17 protein-coding genes and 1 pseudogene are annotated in these 16,091 nt (G+C 67.6%); 10 read left to right on the forward strand and 8 right to left on the reverse strand.

Annotation, left to right across the window (positions count from 1 at the left end; genetic code table 11):
• A complete protein-coding gene (locus ACX5I6_RS17930) occupies positions 1–1,608 on the reverse strand; it encodes a carboxyl transferase domain-containing protein (RefSeq protein ID WP_461841347.1) in 1,608 nt (535 codons plus the stop codon).
• Positions 1,609–1,753: 145 nt separating this feature from the next.
• Here ACX5I6_RS17930 and ACX5I6_RS17935 point away from each other — a divergent pair, with 145 nt between their 5' ends.
• The gene (locus ACX5I6_RS17935; RefSeq protein ID WP_461841348.1) at positions 1,754–2,434 is read left to right on the forward strand and encodes an SACE_7040 family transcriptional regulator; all 681 of its coding nucleotides are present in this window, start codon (positions 1,754–1,756) and stop codon (positions 2,432–2,434) included.
• Here the strand turns inward: ACX5I6_RS17935 and ACX5I6_RS17940 are convergent.
• The 4 genes and pseudogenes from ACX5I6_RS17940 to pdhA all read right to left on the reverse strand — a co-directional run bounded on the left by ACX5I6_RS17940 (position 2,431) and on the right by pdhA (position 6,045).
• A complete protein-coding gene (locus ACX5I6_RS17940) occupies positions 2,431–3,654 on the reverse strand; it encodes a dihydrolipoamide acetyltransferase family protein (RefSeq protein WP_461841349.1) in 1,224 nt (407 codons plus the stop codon). The genes ACX5I6_RS17935 and ACX5I6_RS17940 overlap by 4 nt on opposite strands.
• Positions 3,655–3,743: 89 nt before the next feature.
• Positions 3,744–3,869: pseudogene (locus ACX5I6_RS17945) on the reverse strand (biotin/lipoyl-containing protein); the annotation flags it as partial.
• Positions 3,866–4,876 (reverse strand): alpha-ketoacid dehydrogenase subunit beta, encoded by a 1,011-nt coding sequence (locus tag ACX5I6_RS17950; protein WP_461841350.1) that lies wholly within the window; start codon positions 4,874–4,876, stop codon positions 3,866–3,868. The pseudogene ACX5I6_RS17945 and the gene ACX5I6_RS17950, both read right to left, overlap by 4 nt.
• Positions 4,876–6,045 (reverse strand): pyruvate dehydrogenase (acetyl-transferring) E1 component subunit alpha, encoded by a 1,170-nt coding sequence (gene pdhA / locus ACX5I6_RS17955; protein WP_461841351.1) that lies wholly within the window; start codon positions 6,043–6,045, stop codon positions 4,876–4,878. Before pdhA ends, ACX5I6_RS17950 begins: the two co-directional genes overlap by 1 nt.
• Positions 6,046–6,238: 193 nt before the next feature.
• Here pdhA and ACX5I6_RS17960 point away from each other — a divergent pair, with 193 nt between their 5' ends.
• From ACX5I6_RS17960 to ACX5I6_RS17975, 4 genes are all read left to right on the forward strand, one after another.
• Positions 6,239–6,712 (forward strand): Lrp/AsnC family transcriptional regulator, encoded by a 474-nt coding sequence (locus ACX5I6_RS17960; RefSeq protein WP_026265061.1) that lies wholly within the window; start codon positions 6,239–6,241, stop codon positions 6,710–6,712.
• 123 nt (positions 6,713–6,835) lie between these two features.
• A complete protein-coding gene (locus tag ACX5I6_RS17965) occupies positions 6,836–7,381 on the forward strand; it encodes a hypothetical protein (RefSeq protein WP_461841352.1) in 546 nt (181 codons plus the stop codon).
• A gap of 172 nt (positions 7,382–7,553) precedes the next feature.
• Entirely contained in the window at positions 7,554–7,958 is a 405-nt protein-coding gene (locus ACX5I6_RS17970) for a DUF4383 domain-containing protein (protein WP_018763442.1), read from the forward strand.
• A 2-nt stretch (positions 7,959–7,960) separates the two neighbouring features.
• Positions 7,961–8,611 (forward strand): hypothetical protein, encoded by a 651-nt coding sequence (locus tag ACX5I6_RS17975; RefSeq protein ID WP_461841353.1) that lies wholly within the window; start codon positions 7,961–7,963, stop codon positions 8,609–8,611.
• Between the two features lie 109 nt (positions 8,612–8,720).
• On the opposite strand, the gene ACX5I6_RS17980 is transcribed toward ACX5I6_RS17975, so the two are convergent.
• The gene (locus ACX5I6_RS17980) at positions 8,721–10,337 is read right to left on the reverse strand and encodes a solute symporter family protein (RefSeq protein WP_461841354.1); all 1,617 of its coding nucleotides are present in this window, start codon (positions 10,335–10,337) and stop codon (positions 8,721–8,723) included.
• Positions 10,334–10,714, reverse strand: coding sequence for a DUF485 domain-containing protein (locus ACX5I6_RS17985; protein WP_285248140.1), 381 nt, complete (start codon positions 10,712–10,714; stop codon positions 10,334–10,336). The genes ACX5I6_RS17980 and ACX5I6_RS17985 overlap by 4 nt, the downstream gene beginning before the upstream one ends.
• 207 nt (positions 10,715–10,921) lie before the next feature.
• Here ACX5I6_RS17985 and ACX5I6_RS17990 point away from each other — a divergent pair, with 207 nt between their 5' ends.
• From ACX5I6_RS17990 to ACX5I6_RS18010, 5 genes are read left to right on the forward strand one after another with little or no spacing between them, the layout of a single operon-like run.
• Positions 10,922–12,103 (forward strand): sensor histidine kinase, encoded by a 1,182-nt coding sequence (locus tag ACX5I6_RS17990; RefSeq protein WP_461841355.1) that lies wholly within the window; start codon positions 10,922–10,924, stop codon positions 12,101–12,103.
• A gap of 33 nt (positions 12,104–12,136) precedes the next feature.
• Complete coding sequence (locus ACX5I6_RS17995) at positions 12,137–12,853, forward strand: LytR/AlgR family response regulator transcription factor (protein ID WP_461841356.1); 717 nt, start codon at positions 12,137–12,139, stop codon at positions 12,851–12,853.
• The gene (locus tag ACX5I6_RS18000; protein ID WP_461841357.1) at positions 12,850–13,221 is read left to right on the forward strand and encodes a DUF485 domain-containing protein; all 372 of its coding nucleotides are present in this window, start codon (positions 12,850–12,852) and stop codon (positions 13,219–13,221) included. The genes ACX5I6_RS17995 and ACX5I6_RS18000 overlap by 4 nt, the downstream gene beginning before the upstream one ends.
• A 34-nt stretch (positions 13,222–13,255) precedes the next feature.
• Complete coding sequence (locus ACX5I6_RS18005; protein ID WP_461841751.1) at positions 13,256–14,728, forward strand: sodium/solute symporter; 1,473 nt, start codon at positions 13,256–13,258, stop codon at positions 14,726–14,728.
• A 19-nt stretch (positions 14,729–14,747) separates the two neighbouring features.
• Entirely contained in the window at positions 14,748–15,437 is a 690-nt protein-coding gene (locus tag ACX5I6_RS18010; RefSeq protein ID WP_461841752.1) for a hypothetical protein, read from the forward strand.
• Positions 15,438–15,457: 20 nt separating this feature from the next.
• On the opposite strand, the gene ACX5I6_RS18015 is transcribed toward ACX5I6_RS18010, so the two are convergent.
• Positions 15,458–16,042, reverse strand: coding sequence for a DivIVA domain-containing protein (locus ACX5I6_RS18015; RefSeq protein ID WP_285248146.1), 585 nt, complete (start codon positions 16,040–16,042; stop codon positions 15,458–15,460).
• Positions 16,043–16,091 lie beyond the last annotated feature (49 nt).

Consider the following 16,091-nt stretch of genomic DNA (forward strand, 5'->3'; position numbering starts at 1 on the left):
TCACATCCGGAAGAGGCCGAAGGAGGTCTCCGGCAAGGGGGTGCGGGAGACGACGTCGAGCGCCAGTCCCAGGACGGTGCGGGTGTCTGCGGGGTCGATCACGGCATCGTCCCAGAGCCTGGCTGTGGAGTAGTAGGGGCTGCCCTGGTCCTCGTATTGGCGGCGGATGGGTGCTTTGAACGCCTCTTCGTCGCTTTCCGGCCATTCTTCGCCGGCCGCCTCGTACTGGTCGCGCTTCACGGTGGCCAGGACGCTGGCGGCCTGGTTGCCGCCCATGACGGAGATCCGGGCGGCGGGCCACATCCAGAGGAACCGCGGCGAATAGGCCCGGCCGCACATCGAATAGTTGCCGGCGCCAAAGGAGCCGCCGATCACCACCGTCAGTTTGGGAACGCGGGCAGTGGCCACGGCCGTCACCATCTTGGCGCCGTTCTTGGCGATGCCGCCCTGCTCGGCGTCCTTCCCCACCATGAAGCCGGAGATGTTCTGGAGGAACAGCAGCGGGATGCCGCGCTGGTCGCAGAGTTCGATGAAATGGGCGCCTTTGAGCGACGATTCACTGAAGAGCACCCCGTTGTTGGCCACGATACCCACGGGGTGTCCGCAGATCCGGGCGAATCCCGTGACAAGGGTGGTGCCGTATTCCCTCTTGAACTCGTGGAACCTGCTGCCGTCCACCAGCCGGGCGATGACTTCGTGGACGTCGTAGGGGGCGTTGACGTCCGTGGGCACGGCACCGTAGATTCCGTCCGGGTCCACGGCAGGTTCGACGGCGGGTTCCACCTGCCAGGCCGCCGCGGCGGGCGGCGGGAGGGTGGCAACAATGTCCCGGATGATCTGCAGGGCGTGCTCGTCATTTTCCGCCAGGTGGTCTGTCACCCCGGAGATGCGTGCGTGCACGTCTCCACCGCCGAGTTCCTCCGCAGTCACGATCTCGCCGATGGCGGCCTTCACCAGGGGCGGCCCGCCCAGGAAGATCGTGCCTTGGTTCCGGACGATGACTGTCTCGTCGCTCATGGCGGGGACGTAGGCACCGCCGGCGGTGCATGACCCCATGACGGCGGCGATCTGCGGTATCTTCGCGGCGGAGAGCCTGGCCTGGTTGTAGAAGATGCGGCCGAAGTGGTCCTTGTCCGGAAAGACCTCATCCTGTTTGGGAAGGAACGCCCCGCCCGAATCCACGAGGTAGATGCAGGGCAGCCCGTTTTCGAGAGCTATCTCCTGGGCACGCAGGTGCTTCTTCACCGTCATCGGGTAGTAGGTACCGCCTTTGACGGTGGCATCGTTGGAGATCACCAGCACCTGCCGCCCGTGCACCAGTCCGATCCCGGCGATGACCCCGGCGCCCGGGGCGTCGTCGCCGTACATCCCGTTGGCAGCCAGCGGCGCGATCTCCAGGAACGGGCTGCCGTCATCCAGCAACTGGTCAATCCGGTCCCGCGGCAGCAGCTTCCCCCGTGCCACGTGCCTCTCCCGCGATTTCTCCGGTCCGCCGAGGGCCGCGTCCGCCAGCCTCTTCCGGAGGTCGCCGGCGAGGGCCAGTTGCGCTTCCCGGTTGGCGCGGAAGGACTCGCTTGCGGGGTCGAGCCGGCTGGCAAGGGTCTCCATTGACGATCCGTTCCTGTCTGGACCGGGCCGGCCCCAGGCCAACTCGGTTAGTGACTAATAACTGAAATTCAGGTTAGTCTCGATTAACTGTGATGTCCAACACATGGCGGTCTTGGTAGAATCTGCGTCGGCCCGAGGAGGAAAAGTGCCAAGCACGGGAACACAACCCAGCAATGCCGCGCAGCCAGGAACCACGCCGCATCCGGCTCCCACCACGCAGCGCGGCAAGGCGAAGGAGAACCGTCGGCAGGCCCTGCTCACGGCGGCGGCTTCATTGTTCGCTCTCAACGGGTTCAACCGGGTTTCGCTCGAAGACCTTGGTGCGGCAGCAGGGGTGAGCGGCCCCGCAGTGTACCGCCATTTCCCGGGCAAGCAGGCAGTCCTCGCCGACCTCTTGGTGACCGTGAGCCAGGAACTCCTGGACGGCGGACGCCAGGTGGTGGAAGACAGCGCCGGCCCGGAAGCCGCCCTGCGCCGGCTGGTGGAGTTCCAGGTGGACTTTGCGCTCGGCAAGCCCGACGTGATCCGCGTCCAGGACCGGGACCTCAGCAACCTCTCCGAACAGGACCAGTCCGCGGTGCGCTCCCTGCAGCGCAGCTACGTGGAGCTATGGGTGGATGTCCTTGCCGGAGTCCACCCCGGCACGGACGCTGCCGAACTCCGCATGCGGGCGCACGCGACGTTCGGCCTCATCAACTCCACGCCGCACTCCGTCCGCAGCCATGGACGGCGGATCGCGGCCGGGGTGGCCCGCCCCCTGCTTGAGCGGATGGCACTGGCAGCGCTGCTGGTGGACAGTGCAGGGGACGCCCGGCCCTCCCGCTAGACCATGGTGAGTACCATTCCCGGCTCGGCCAGGATGGCGCCGACATCGGCAAGGAACCGGGAGCCTTGTTCGCCGTCCACCAGCCGGTGGTCGAACGAGAGGCTCAAGGTGATCACCTGGCGCAGGGCCACCTCGCCCCGGTACTCCCAGGGCATGGTCCGGACGGCGCCCAGCCCCAGGATGGCGGCCTCGCCCGGGTTGAGGATGGGAGTACCGGCATCGATGCCGAAAACGCCGATGTTGGTGATGGAAATGGTGCCGCCGGACAGCTCGGCAGGAGTGGACTTGCCGGCACGGGCCGTTTCCGCGAGCGCCGTCAACGCCTGGGCGAGCTGCGGAAGCTGCATGGTGTCCGCATCTTTGATGTTGGGAACGGTAAGTCCCCGGGGCGTGGCCGCGGCAATGCCGAGGTTGACGTAGTTGTAAGTGACGATTTCCTGGTGTTCCTCATCCCAGTGCGAGTTCAGCGCCGGATTCCGGCGGAGGGCCACGAGGACTGCCTTGGCCGCGAGCGTCAGCGGGGTGAGCTTGAGGCCGGCGAAGTCCCTGCTGTTCTTGAGCCTGGCCAGCAGTTCAAGGCTGGGCGTGACATCCACGGTGAGGAATTCGGTGGCGTGCGGTGCGGTGAAGGCGCTCTGCACCATGGCGGCCGCGGTGTATTTGCGGACACCCTTGATGGGAGTCCGGGTTTCCCGCTCCCCCAACGGGCTGCCGGAGTGGGCCACAGGCTCCGACGTGGGCACAACAGGTTCTTCGCCGTGTCCGGCAAAACCCTGGACGTCTTCCCGGGTGATCAACCCGCCAGGCCCGGTGCCGCGAACCCGTGCCAGGTCCACCCCCAGGTCCCTGGCCAGCTTGCGCACGGGTGGGGTGGACCGGGGCCGCTCGGGGGCCGCGGTGTCAACAGGCTTGGTGTCGGCAGGCTCAACCACCGCAGGCCTGGTTTGGACCGGCGCGGTTTTGACCGGCTCAGTTTTGAGCGGCTCGATTTTGACCGGCGTGGTTTCGACCGCCCCAACCACCGGGGCGGCGAAGTTCCGGGGCCGGCGGGCCGGCCGGCCGGAACCTTCGACGACGGCGCCGTAGCCCACCAGGTTCGGTTCACGTTTCTGCGTTTCCGCACCGCGCTCCCCCGGCCCCGCCGCCAACTTGCCGGCCGGGTCCGAAGGTGCCGTTCCGGCGTCGTCCGGCACCTCGAACGAGACGATGGGCTTGCCCACCTCAACGACGGAACCGGGCTGCTCGTGGAGCTCTTGATCACCCCGGCAAACGGAGAGGGAAGCTCCACCACGGCTTTGGCTGTCTCCACCTCGGCAATGACCTGGTTCAGGCTGACGGTGTCCCCAACATCCACTTTCCAGCTGAGGATTTCTGACTCGGTGAGCCCCTCACCCAGGTCCGGGAGACGGAATTCCTTGATCATGGTGGCGCTCATCCTTCCAGCCCGCTCAGGGAATTCGGGCGGCCCAGGGCACGGTCCACACCGTCGAGGATGCGGTCCAGGCCCGGCAGGTGGTGCATTTCCAACTTGGAGTACGGGTACGGAATGTCGAACCCGGTGACCCGGACCGGAGCAGCCTCGAGGTAGTAGAAACACCGTTCAGTGATGCTGGCGGCCACCTCCGCGCCGAGGCCGCCGGATTGTCCGGCTTCGTGCGTGACCACCAGGTGCCCGGTCTTCCGCACGGAGGCCACCACGGCGTCGTAGTCCACCGGGGCCAGCGAGCGCAGGTCGATGACTTCGAGGGAGATACCCTCGTCGGCTGCAGCCGTGGCGGCATCCAGAGCGGTCTTGACCAAGGGTCCGTAGGCCACCAGGGTGGCATCGGTACCTTCGGTCAGCACACGGGCCTTGTCCATGGGCAGGGCGGCAGAAAGGGCGGCCGACTCATCCACCTCGCCTTTGTCGTGGTAGCGGCGCTTGGGTTCGAAATACAGGACGGGATCGTCGCAGGAAATGGCCTGCTGGATCATGGTGTAGGCGTCCTGGGGGTTGGAAACCGCCACCACGCGCAGCCCGGAGGTGTGCGTGAAGTACGCTTCCGGGGACTCTGAGTGGTGCTCGGGCGAGCCGATCCCGCCGCCGAAAGGGACCCTGATGGTGATGGGCATCTTCACGGCGCCGCGGGTGCGGTAATGCAGCTTCGCCACCTGGCTGACGATCTGGTCGAACGCCGGATAGATGAATCCGTCGAACTGGATCTCCAGCACCGGGCGGTAGCCGCGGTAGGCCAGCCCGACGGCGGTCCCCACGATGGCGGATTCAGCCAGCGGCGTGTCCACCACCCGGTGCGTGCCGAAGTCTTTTTGCAGGCCGTCAGTTACCCGGAAGACGCCGCCGAGGGCGCCGATGTCCTCGCCGAGGAGGACCACCTTGGAGTCGTCTTCCAGCGACTTCCGCAGGCCGGCGTTGATGGCGCGGGCAAAGGTCAACTGGGTCATCAGCGTGCACCTTCCTCTGAAACTGCTCCTGCGGGGTCGCCGAATGAAGCAAGGTAGCGGGCGTAGTGGTCCTGCTGGCGTTCAAGCCAGGAGTTGGGGGTGCTGTAGACGTGCTTGAACACGTCCATGGGCTGGGGGTCCGGCATGGTGGTGCAACCGCGGCGCATTTCCGCAGCAACGGAATCGGCCTTGTTCCGGACCTGCTCCTGCAGCTCCGGGGTCAGGAGGCCCTTCCGGTCCAGGAGCGATGCCAGCCGGGAGATGGGGTCCTTCGCAGCCCAGTCCTCCAGTTCGTTGGCGTCCCGGTAGCGGGTGGGATCATCGGCGGTGGTGTGCGGTCCCATCCGGTACGTGACGGCTTCGATGAACGTGGGGCCGCCGCCGCGCCGCGCCCGGTCCAGCGCAAGCCGGGTGCCGGCCATGACAGCCAGGACGTCATTGCCGTCCACCCGCAGGCTGGGGATGCCGAAGCCTGTGGCCCGCTCCGCGAGGTGGATGTGCGACTGGAGCCGGACGGGCTCGGAGATGGCCCAGTGGTTGTTGGTACAGAAGAACACCACGGGGGCCTGGAAGCTGGCGGCGAACACCATGGCCTCGTTGACGTCGCCTTCGCTGGTGGCGCCGTCGCCGAAGTAGGTAACCGCCACGGCATCGGCGCCGTCATTCTGGATACCCATGGCGTATCCGGTGGCATGGAGGGTTTGGGCGCCAATGATGATCTGCGGGGTGGCCATGTTGATGCTGTAGGGGTCCCAGCCGCCGGAGGCGTTGCCGCGCCAGACCCGGAGCAGGTCCGTCAGGTCCACGCCCCGGCAGTAGGCCACGCCGTTCTCGCGGTAGCTGGAGAAGACAAAGTCGTCCACCCGCATGGCCCGTCCCGAACCGATCTGGGCCGCCTCCTGCCCCAGCAGCGGCGGCCAGAGCGCCAGCTCTCCCTGCCTTTGCAGGGCGGTGGCTTCAACATCGATCCGCCGGATGACCGTCATGTCCTCGAAGAGCGAACATAACTGCTCGTCGGTGATGTCCTTGACCCAAAAATCGAACTCCGGATGGCTGATCCGCTCGCCTGCCGGGGTGATCAACTGGAGGAGTTCCTGCCCGGACGCGGTGGATTCCCCTGCGTTGTCGGGGGTGATTGCACCGCCATGGCCCGTTTCGTCTGTAGACACGATTGCCGCAACCTTCGTACGTCGTTGACCTGTGGTTTTCGGGCTTTTGGCTCCAGCCGCCACCGGCCTTCCGGGCGCCATTGCCCCAGATACTGTGACCCTACTCACAATGCTCAGGGGGTACAACCACCACGGCTGTTTCTGAGCAAAATGCCCTGTCCGCCGTGCTGCCACCGTGCTAGCGTTGCGCATTATGCAAGCTTTGGATGGCACTGACACCCGCCTGCTGTCGGCGCTGTCGCAGGACCCGCGCCGGACCGTGGTGGCACTGGCGCAGAAGCTCGGCCTGTCCCGGAACACCGTCCAGGCGCGGATGGCACAGCTGGAAAAGAAGCACGTCTTCCTGTCCTTCGAACGGCGCATCAATCCTGTGGCGCTGGGGTACCCGCTGATGGCCTTCATCTCCGTGCACGTCCAGCAGCAGAAACTCGGGCGGCTGGCGGAGGAGATCGCGGCGATCCCCGAGATCCTGGAGGGATACGGGCTCACCGGGTCGGCAGACCTGCTGCTGCGCGTGGTGGCCAAGGACGCCGAGGACCTGTTCCGGATCAACGGCAAGATCCTGGCCTGCGACGGCGTGGAGCGGGCGGACACGGCGCTGGCCATGGGTGAGCTGATCCCCTTCCGGGTACAGCCCCTCCTGGAACGGGGCTCGGAGGGAGGGTAGCTGCACCGCGGGAGGCACGACGCCGGAGGCCGGGGTTATAGGCTGGTTCCAGTTACGCGCCGGGCCGGGATGGGCCCGGGCAATCCGCCGGTGCCACCGCACCCGTCCCCGAAAGGCTCCCCCTTGAGCAGTCCCCAGGATTCGTACCGGCACGGAAACGCGGACCCGTCGCCGCAGCAACTGCCCCCGATGCCTGCGCAGCCGGCCCCGTTCGGCCTGCCCGGGGAACGTCCGCGGGTGCGCAGCCGGCGGAAATTGTGGATCGTGCTCGGCGGCATCGGCGGGGTGCTGCTGTTGGTGATCCTCGGCGTCGTGATCCTGGTGAACGTGGTGAACAGTGCCACCAACCAGGCCAGGGGCCTCGCCGACGACTTCACCAAGAAGGTGATCGCGGGCGAGGTGACCACCGCATACGACAACTACCTTGACCCCGCGCTCCAGCAGCAGCTTTCCAAGGAGGCGTTCATCTCCGGGGTGAAAAGCCTGGAGCTGGATGACTCGTGCAAGCCCGCCTACACCGACCTCAAGGTGGCCACCGAAAACGGCCTGAAATCAGCCGACGTGGCGGGCCAGATCAGCTGTAATGGCAAGAAGGTCGATCTCGCCTACCGCTTCGAGGGCACCAACGACCTCAAGATGACCAACATCAAGCTCCGGCCCGCCGCCTGACCGCTCCGCCGCGTGATTGCGGGCAGGCCGGCCCGGCCCCAGTCGGCCGCACAGCACAAAGGGTACTGATCTTTTCACCCATCCTTCTCCTTCAGTGGTGCGAACTGCTTCCGAGGGTCCGTCCGGGCCCGGCGTTCGGGGAACTTTCCCCGCCCCAGGAAGGATTCAACCCATGCGCAACTCACCCAACCGTCTCGTCGCCACCGTCTTCGGAGCCGTCTACCTGCTGGTGGGCCTCCTCGGCTTTGCCGTCACGTCCGGCGTCGGATTCGTCGCCACCGAAGGCGCGAACCTGATCATCTTCGAGGTCAACCCGCTCCACAACGTCATCCACCTGGCCATTGGCGCGGCCCTGCTGTTCGCCGGACTCCGCGGGACGGATACCGCACGCACCCTCAACGCCACCGTGGGCGCCGTTTACCTCCTGGTGGGCATCGTGGGCTTGTTCCTGCTGGACTCGCCGCTGAACATCATCGCCCTGAACGGTGCCGACAACGTCCTGCACCTCGCCAGCGCCGTCCTGCTCCTGGGCGTGGGCCTGTCCCTGGACAAGTCCCCGGCCGCTGCTCGGGCATAGCCATGGCGGCATCCGGCATGGCCGCTTCCGGCCGGGCGGCTCCGGGGGCTGCTGCTGCCGCCCCTGCCTGGGCGGCGTCCCCAGCCGTCCCGGCCGTCCGGCTTGTTGCCGGGTTCGCCGGCTTCGGCGCGGGATCGGTCAACCTGGCCATCGCGTCCAGCTTCTTCGCCGCGGCAGCCGGGCCCGCGCAACCTCTTGGGCTTGCCGCCGGTGCGGCAGCCGCGCTGTGGGGCACCGCCCTGCTGGCGGGAGCCATCGTGTTCCTGGCCAAGGAGCCTCCGGCGGGCAGCCGGCGGGTGCGGTATTCCTTGGCAGGCGCCGCCGCGGTCCATGTTGCGGCGATCGCCTTCGCCGTTCCGCGGACGTCCGCCCTAAACCTCACGCAGCTCTCCGCCCTGCTGCTCACGCTGATGATCATTGCGTCCCTGGGCTGGCTCAGGCGGGCGGAAGCACGCCGGGAAGGCGGGCCGCGGGCAGGCAATGGTGCGGCGGGATCGGTCCGGCCTGGACGGCTGCTCGCCGCAGCCTTCGCCGGCGCCGTGCTGGTGGCGGGAATAGCGACGCCGGGACTCGCTGCGTCGACGGCGGGCCAGTACGCCGTCCCGCACGGAGAACACGGAAACCTGGCACCGGCCGGCCACCATCAACGATGAAACGCCACGGCGAAAGCCGCCCACGGCTGCACCGCTGCACAACAAAAGAGCCTCCACACCGCACCAGCGGCATGGAGGCTCTTCCGTGTTCCGGGCTGCCCGGCGTCAGTTAGTGGTCCACCGCCTTTTCAGCCCCGATGCCCGTCAGCGAGCGCACTTCCATTTCGGCCTGCTTGGCCGGGTCCTCGCGCCGCTTGTCCAGCGTGGTGCCCAGCCAGCCCAGCAGGAATGCCAGCGGGATGGACACGATGCCCGGGTTGCTGAGCGGGAAGAGGGCGAAGTTGGCGCCCGGAATCATCGAGGTCTTGGCACCGGAAACCACCGGGGAGAAAACGATGAGCAGGATCGCCGACGCCAGGCCGCCGTACATGCTCCACACCGCGCCCTGGGTGGTGAATTTCCGCCAGAACAGCGAGTAGATGATGGTGGGCAGGTTGGCGGACGCGGCCACGGCGAAGGCCAGCGCCACCAGGAAGGCCACGTTCTGGCCGTTGGCGAAGATGCCGCCCAGGATGGCCAGGATGCCGATCACCACCACGGTGCGCCGGGCCACCCGGACTTCCGTGGCGGCGTCGGCGTTGCCCTTGGCGATGACGTTGGCGTAGATGTCGTGCGCGAAGGAAGCCGCGGCGGTGATGGTCAGCCCGGCCACCACGGCCAGGATGGTGGCGAACGCAACTGCGGAGATGAAGCCGAGCAGCAGCGGGCCGCCCAGGTGGAAGGCCAGCAGCGGGGCGGCCGCGTTGACGCCGCCGGGGGCGCTCTTGATGGTGTCAGCGCCCACCAGGGCGGCTGCGCCGTAGCCCAGCACCAGGGTGAAGAGGTAGAACAGGCCGATCAGCCAGATGGACCACACCACGGATTTCCGGGCCTCCTTGGCCGTGGGCACGGTGTAGAAGCGCATCAGCACGTGGGGCAGGGCTGCCGTGCCCAAGACCAGGGCCAGGCCCAGGGACATGAAGTCCAGCTTGGAGGTTTCCGTCTTGCCGTACTGCAGGCCGGGGTTCAGGACGGCCGGGTTGTTGGCGGTCTCCACGGCGCCGCCCAGGAGGGCGGAGAGGTTGAAGCCGTAGATGGCCAGGACCCACAGCGTCATGACGGCGGCGCCGGCGATCAGCAGCATGGCCTTGATGATCTGCACCCACGTGGTGCCCTTCATGCCGCCGATCAGGACGTACATGATCATGAGGGCGCCGACGACGATGATCACCAGCGCCTGTCCGCCCCAGTCACTGATGCCCAGCAGGAGGGAGATCAGGCTTCCCGCACCGGCCATCTGGGCCAGCAGGTAGAAGAAGCAGACGGCAAGGGTGGAGATGGCCGCCGCAATCCGGACCGGGCGCTGCTTCAGCCGGAAGGACAGGACGTCCGCCATGGTGAATTTACCGGTGTTGCGCAGCAGTTCGGCCACCAGGAGCAGCGCCACGAGCCACGCCACGAGGAAGCCGATGGAGTACATGAAGCCGTCATAGCCGTTGATGGCGATGGCGCCGGTGATGCCCAGGAAGGATGCCGCCGACAGGTAGTCCCCGGCGATGGCGGTGCCGTTCTGCGAGCCGGTGAAGGACCGGCCCGCGGCGTAGTAGTCGGCGGCGGTCTTGTTGTTCCGGCTGGCACGGAACACGATCACCATGGTCACGGCCACGAACAGGCCGAAGATGCCCATGTTCAAGAGGGTGGTGTCCTTGAGGGCGGCAACGTCCACCGCCGCTGGGATTGCGATCATTTGCTGGCTCCGCCCACTCGATGTCCGTCCTTGTCGAATTCGTGCCCCTCGATCTCGTTCCTGATTTCGGTGGCGATCGGGTCCAGTTTCCGGTTGGAGTAGTGCACGTACCAGCCGGTGATGGCGAAGGTCGAGACGAACTGGAGCAGCCCCAGGATCAGGCCGACGTTGATGTTGCCCCAAACCTTGGTGGACATGAAGTCCACCGCGTAATCGGCCAACAGGACGTAGGCGAAGTACCACAGCAGGAAGGCCACTGCCATGGGGAAGACAAAGCTGCGGTGACGCCTGCGCAGTTCCTGGAACTGCCCGGTCGACTGGACTTGCTCGAAGTCCACGGACGCCGCTGCGTCCGGAGTATGGGCCTCGTTACCCATCGTTCCTCCTCATTGAGTCATGCGGGTACACACCGGGCGGCAGGGCCCGCGGCAGGAAACTGCCCGGGAACACTGCCAGGGAAACCGCAGATGTGACTGCAATCACTCTGCGGCCTGTCCGGCGCGGTATTCCAGAACTACGCGGCGCGGGGTCGCTCAACGGCTGCGATGCTGCGGCAAACGGCACCCGCCGCTACGCTGGGCACCATGCCGGACTCCCCCCTCCTGACCGCCGCGGCAGTGGCGGTGATCGCCATGGCCATTGCCGTCGTCGTCGGTGTGGGCCTGAAGGTGCTCCGTTCCTTCAGGGAGCTGGGCACCGACGCCGAGCGCGCCACCTACCACACGCTGCACGCCGCCTCCCAGGCAGGCCAGCACCTGCGCCGCGGGCTGAACCCGTCAGGGGCCGCGAAGGCCGCCCGCCAGCTTCGCTCCCTGCTCGGCTGCGACGCGTTGGCCATTACCGACACGTCCGGCGTCCTGGCCTGGGATGGGGGCGCCGAGGAGATCCGGCCGCGGCTGATGCAGCTCGCCGCCGGCGCCATGGAATCAGGCCGGGCCGCCGTGCTTCCGGCAGGCGCGGAGGGAACCGGCGGGCCCCTGGCCGCGGTCATCGCCCCGATGCGGGCAGGCATCCGCGTCGTAGGCGCGGTGGCGGCGTTCGCCCCCACCGCCGGCGCCGGCCTCGTCCGTGCCACGGGGGAAGTGGCCGACTGGGTGGCGGTCCAGGTGGAACTCGCAGAGCTGGACGCGTCACGCACTCTGCTGATGGAGGCGGAAGTGCGGGCGCTGCGAGCGCAGATCAGCCCGCACTTCATCTACAACTCGCTGAACGCCATCGCCTCGTTCATCAACACGGATCCCGAGCGGGCCAGGGAGCTGGTGGTGGAGTTTGCCGACTTCACCCGGTACTCCTTCCGGCGGCACGGCGACTTCACCACCCTCGCCGAGGAACTCCGGTGCATTGACCGCTACCTGCTGCTGGAACGGGCCCGGTTTGGCGAACGCGTCCAGGTCAGCCTGCGCGTGGCCCCCGAGGTCCTCAGCACGGTCATCCCCTTCCTGAGCCTGCAGCCGCTGGTGGAGAATGCCGTCCGGCACGGGCTTGAGGCCAAAGCGGGGCCCGGCCACATCAGCATCACCGCCGAGGACGCCGGTGCCTTCGCCGAAGTCACCATCGAGGACGACGGCGTGGGGATGGATCCGGAACAGCTCCGGTCCGTGCTGGCCGGCCACACCGACGGGGACCACGTGGGGCTGCGGAACGTCGACGCCCGGCTCCGGCAGGTGTACGGCAACGACCACGGGCTGGTGGTGGAAACAGCGCCGGGCGAGGGAACCCTGATCACCATGCGGGTACCCAAGTCCCAGCCCGGCCATGACGCGTGAGGCGGCTCCCGCCGCTGGAAGTACCCTAGGAGCATGATTAACGTCCTCGTCGTTGATGATGAGCTGCCCGCCGTTGAGGAACTGGCTTTCCTGCTGGGCAGGGATGAGCGCATCGGCAAGGTGCTGCGGGCAACGTCCGGCGCGGAAGCCCTTGCAGCTTTGGCCGGCGGCGGCATCGACGCCGTGTTCCTGGACATTCACATGCCCGCCGTGTCCGGCCTGGACATCGCCGGCTTCATTGCCCGGAGCAGCAATCCCCCGGCAGTTGTATTCGTCACCGCCGACGAGGACCACGCCCTGGCAGCGTTCGAACTGGCCGCCGTCGACTACCTGCTCAAGCCCGTCCGCACCGAACGCCTGGCCCGCTCCGTGGGGCGGATCAGTGAACTGCGCGACGGCGGCAGCGCGCCGGAGATGATCACGGTGGACCAGGGCGGTACCACCAGGATGATCCGGCGGGACGACGTCACGTATGTCCAGGCGCAGGGCGACTATGCCCGCCTTCACACCGCCGACGCCAGCTACCTGATCCGGGTGCCCCTGGCCGACCTGGAACAGCAGTGGGCGGATGCCGGATTCATCCGGACGCACCGCTCCTACCTGGTGGCGCTGAAGCATGTGTCCTCCATGAAGCTGGCAACCGACGGGCCCCGCGTGACCGTGGCCGGGGCCGGGCTGCCCATCAGCCGGCGCCACCTGCCCACCGTGCGGGAGAAGCTGGAAGCCACCCGGATCAGGCCGCACGCATGACCAGGGTCCGGGTTACCGCCCCGCACGCCTCCCCCGGCGGCCCCGGGCGCGGCGGACCACGCCCGCTGGAATCACGCGAAGCCGCCCAGGACTCCGAGGTTGGCCAGGTATTCGTGCGTTCCCTGATCCGCTCTCAGCTGCGGCTGGCGCTGGTTGTCGCCGGCGGCTTCCTGCTCATCCTGGCCGCGTTCCCGCTGGTGCTGGTCGCGGTTCCCGGCCTTGCCGACACCAGGATCGCCGGCATCCCGTTCGACTGGCTCCTGCTGGGCCTCGGCATCTACCCGGTCATCGGCTTGAGCGCGTGGCTGTATGTCAGGAGCGCGGCCCGCAATGAGGCGCGCTACCGCGACCTGGCCGGCGAACAATGAACCCGGCGGCACGCGGCGGCCCGGCGGTGCCGCAGTGAACGCCGGGGTCGCCATCACAGCGGTCGCGGTGGTGTCCCTCGCCACGGCAATCATCGGGTTCTACGGGCTCCGCATCTCGCGCACCACGGGAGACTTCTACGTTGCATCGCGGACGGTGCGGCCATGGTGGAACGCGTCCGCGATCGGCGGCGAATACCTGTCCGCCGCCAGCTTCCTTGGCGTGGCCGGGCTGATCCTGCTGTCCGGGACCGACGCCCTGTGGTTCCCCGTGGGGTACACGGCGGGCTACCTGATGCTGCTGCTTTTCGTCGCCGCGCCGCTGCGCCGGTCCGGGGCGTACACCATCCCGGACTTCACGGAATCCAGGCTGGCGTCACGGACCGTCCGGAAGGTGACCAGCCTGGTGGTGGTGATGGTCGGCTGGCTGTATATCGTGCCGCAACTCCATGGCGCGGCCCTGACCATCCGCATCACCACGGGCCTGCCGTCCTGGGTCGGCTCGGTGGCCGCCGTGGTGGTGGTGTGCCTGACCGTGGCAGCGGGCGGGATGCGGTCCATCACGTTCGTGCAGGCATTCCAGTACTGGCTCAAGCTGACGGCGCTGGCCGTGCCCATCCTGTTCATCGTGTTCGTGCTGGCCGGCCACGGCACGCAACCGCTGGCACCGGCCGCCGTCAACCCCACCGGAGCGGCCCCGGCGGGCCCCTACCAGAATGTTTCCCTCCTGGTGGCATTGCTCTTCGGGACGCTGGGGCTCCCGCACGTCCTGGTGCGTTTCTACACCAACCCGGACGGGCACACCGCTAGGCGCACCACGCTGATCGTCCTGGGGCTGCTGTCCGTGTTCTACCTGTTTCCCACCGCGTACGGCCTGGTGGCGCGGATGTTCGCCCCGGACCTGGCACGTTCCGGCCAGCCGGACGCCATGGTCCTGCGGCTCCCCGGTGAATTCCTGGGCGGCACGGCGGGCAGCCTGCTCTCCGCCCTGGTGGTGGCCGGGGCCTTCGCCGCGTTCCTCTCCACCACCTCGGGCCTGGTGGTCTCCCTGGCCGGCGTCATCAGCCAGGACGTCCTGGGCGGAAGCGTCCGCGGGTTCCGGCTCGCCGCCGTCATATCCGCCGTCGTGCCGCTGTCCTTCGCCTTCATGACCGACTCCCTGGCCCTGGCCGGAAGCGTGGGACTGGTGTTCGCGTTTACTGCCTCGACGGTGTGCCCGGTCCTCCTGCTGGGCATCTGGTGGCGCGGCCTGACGGACGCAGGCGCGGTCGCCGGCATGGTGACGGGCGGCGTGCTTTGCGGCGGGGCGATGATCGCCGGATCACTGGCGCTGGCCGGTTCCGGGCAGACGCCGGCCTGGCTTGCCCAGCCTGCCGCCTGGAGCGTGCCCACGGCCTTTGCCGTCATGGTCCTGGTCTCCCGTGCCACGGCCCACCGTATTCCCGCAACCATGCCGCGGACCATGACGCGCCTGCACACCCCGGAAAGGCCGCTGGCAACTGAACGGTGATCGGGTGGACAATAACGCCATGTCCATCGAGGACGGCGGGCCGTCCCGCCGGCAAGGCGCAGTCCCTGCCTCCGTAAGGGCGCAGCTGCTCGCCACGGAACACTGGGGCCTGCTGGCATCCCGGAGCACCGCCCAAAGCGAGGTCCTGACGCGGATCAGCATGTTCCTGACGTTCACTTCCGCGAGCGTTGTCAGTGTTGCCCTGGTGGGCCAGGCGACGGGATTCTCGGAACCCTTCGTGCTCTTGGCCGTCGTGGTGCTGTTCATCGACACCGCTATTGGCCTGCTGACCCAGCTCCGGGTCATGAACGTGGCCCACGAGGACCTGATGTACGTCACGGCCATGAACCGCCTGCGGGCCGCGTATGTTGACCTCGACCCGGGCGTGGCCCCCTACCTGATGGCGTCCTACCACGACGACGAGGCAGGCTCCGTCCAGACGTACTATTTCTTCGGCCACCGAGGCACGTTCAGCCACGTGGCCGGAAGCAGCATGATTTTCATGACGACGGCGAACGCTGCCTTGATTGCCATCTTTGCCGGGCTGCTGGTCTCGCTGGCGGGTGGGGGCACCGCGGCCGCGACGGTGGCGGGAGCCGTGTGCGGTGCCGGGTTCCTGGCAGTGTCCGCCGTGCGCGGCTACCGCAGCTACCGGGAGGTGTGGCGGCGGTTCAGCCCGCTCTCCCCCACCCCTCCGGCCGGGGGTTAGCGGCCTCCCGGAGGCCTTCGCTAGTCGATGGCCGCCATGAGTTCGACCACCCGGTCCAGGAAGGCGTCCACCTGGGACTCTTCGTAGCCGTCGCGGCCCACGGCCGGGCGGAATACCGCACGCCGGACGCTGTCCACGCTCAGCGGCTTGTCCTGCTCCAGGTAGGCGACGAGTTCGCGGCACAACCGGTCGACGTCGGCCGTGTTGTAGCTGCGGGCCTTCTTCTTGGTGGGCCGGCGGAAGCGCTCGCCGTCCGGCCGGTGCAGCCGTCCGCGGAGGATACCCGAGAGGCTTCCGATTTCGCGCAGCCAGGCCTCCTCGCCACGGGCGGCAATCAGCTCATCCCGCTCCCGGCGGGCGAACGCGTCTTCAAGCCGGTCCAGCGCGGCGTCCACCACAGAGGCGGAGTAGCCTCCCTTGACGGGGTCGAAGGACACGGCCCTGACGTCGGAGCTGTTGACGGGCTCGCTCGCCGCCTCGGGCGTTTCCAAGGAGACCCGGGCCCGCTGCAGGAACTGGTCCACCTGCTTGGCGTTGTAGCCGTACTCACTGCGCTGCACGCGCTCAAAGGACGCAGGGATCTGCCGATGAATGTCCAATGCCACTTTGATTCCTTCAATGCTCTTCAGCCGTAGTGCTTCCGCACCAGTTTAA

The sequence above is a fragment of the Arthrobacter sp. MMS24-T111 genome, assembly GCF_054888995.1.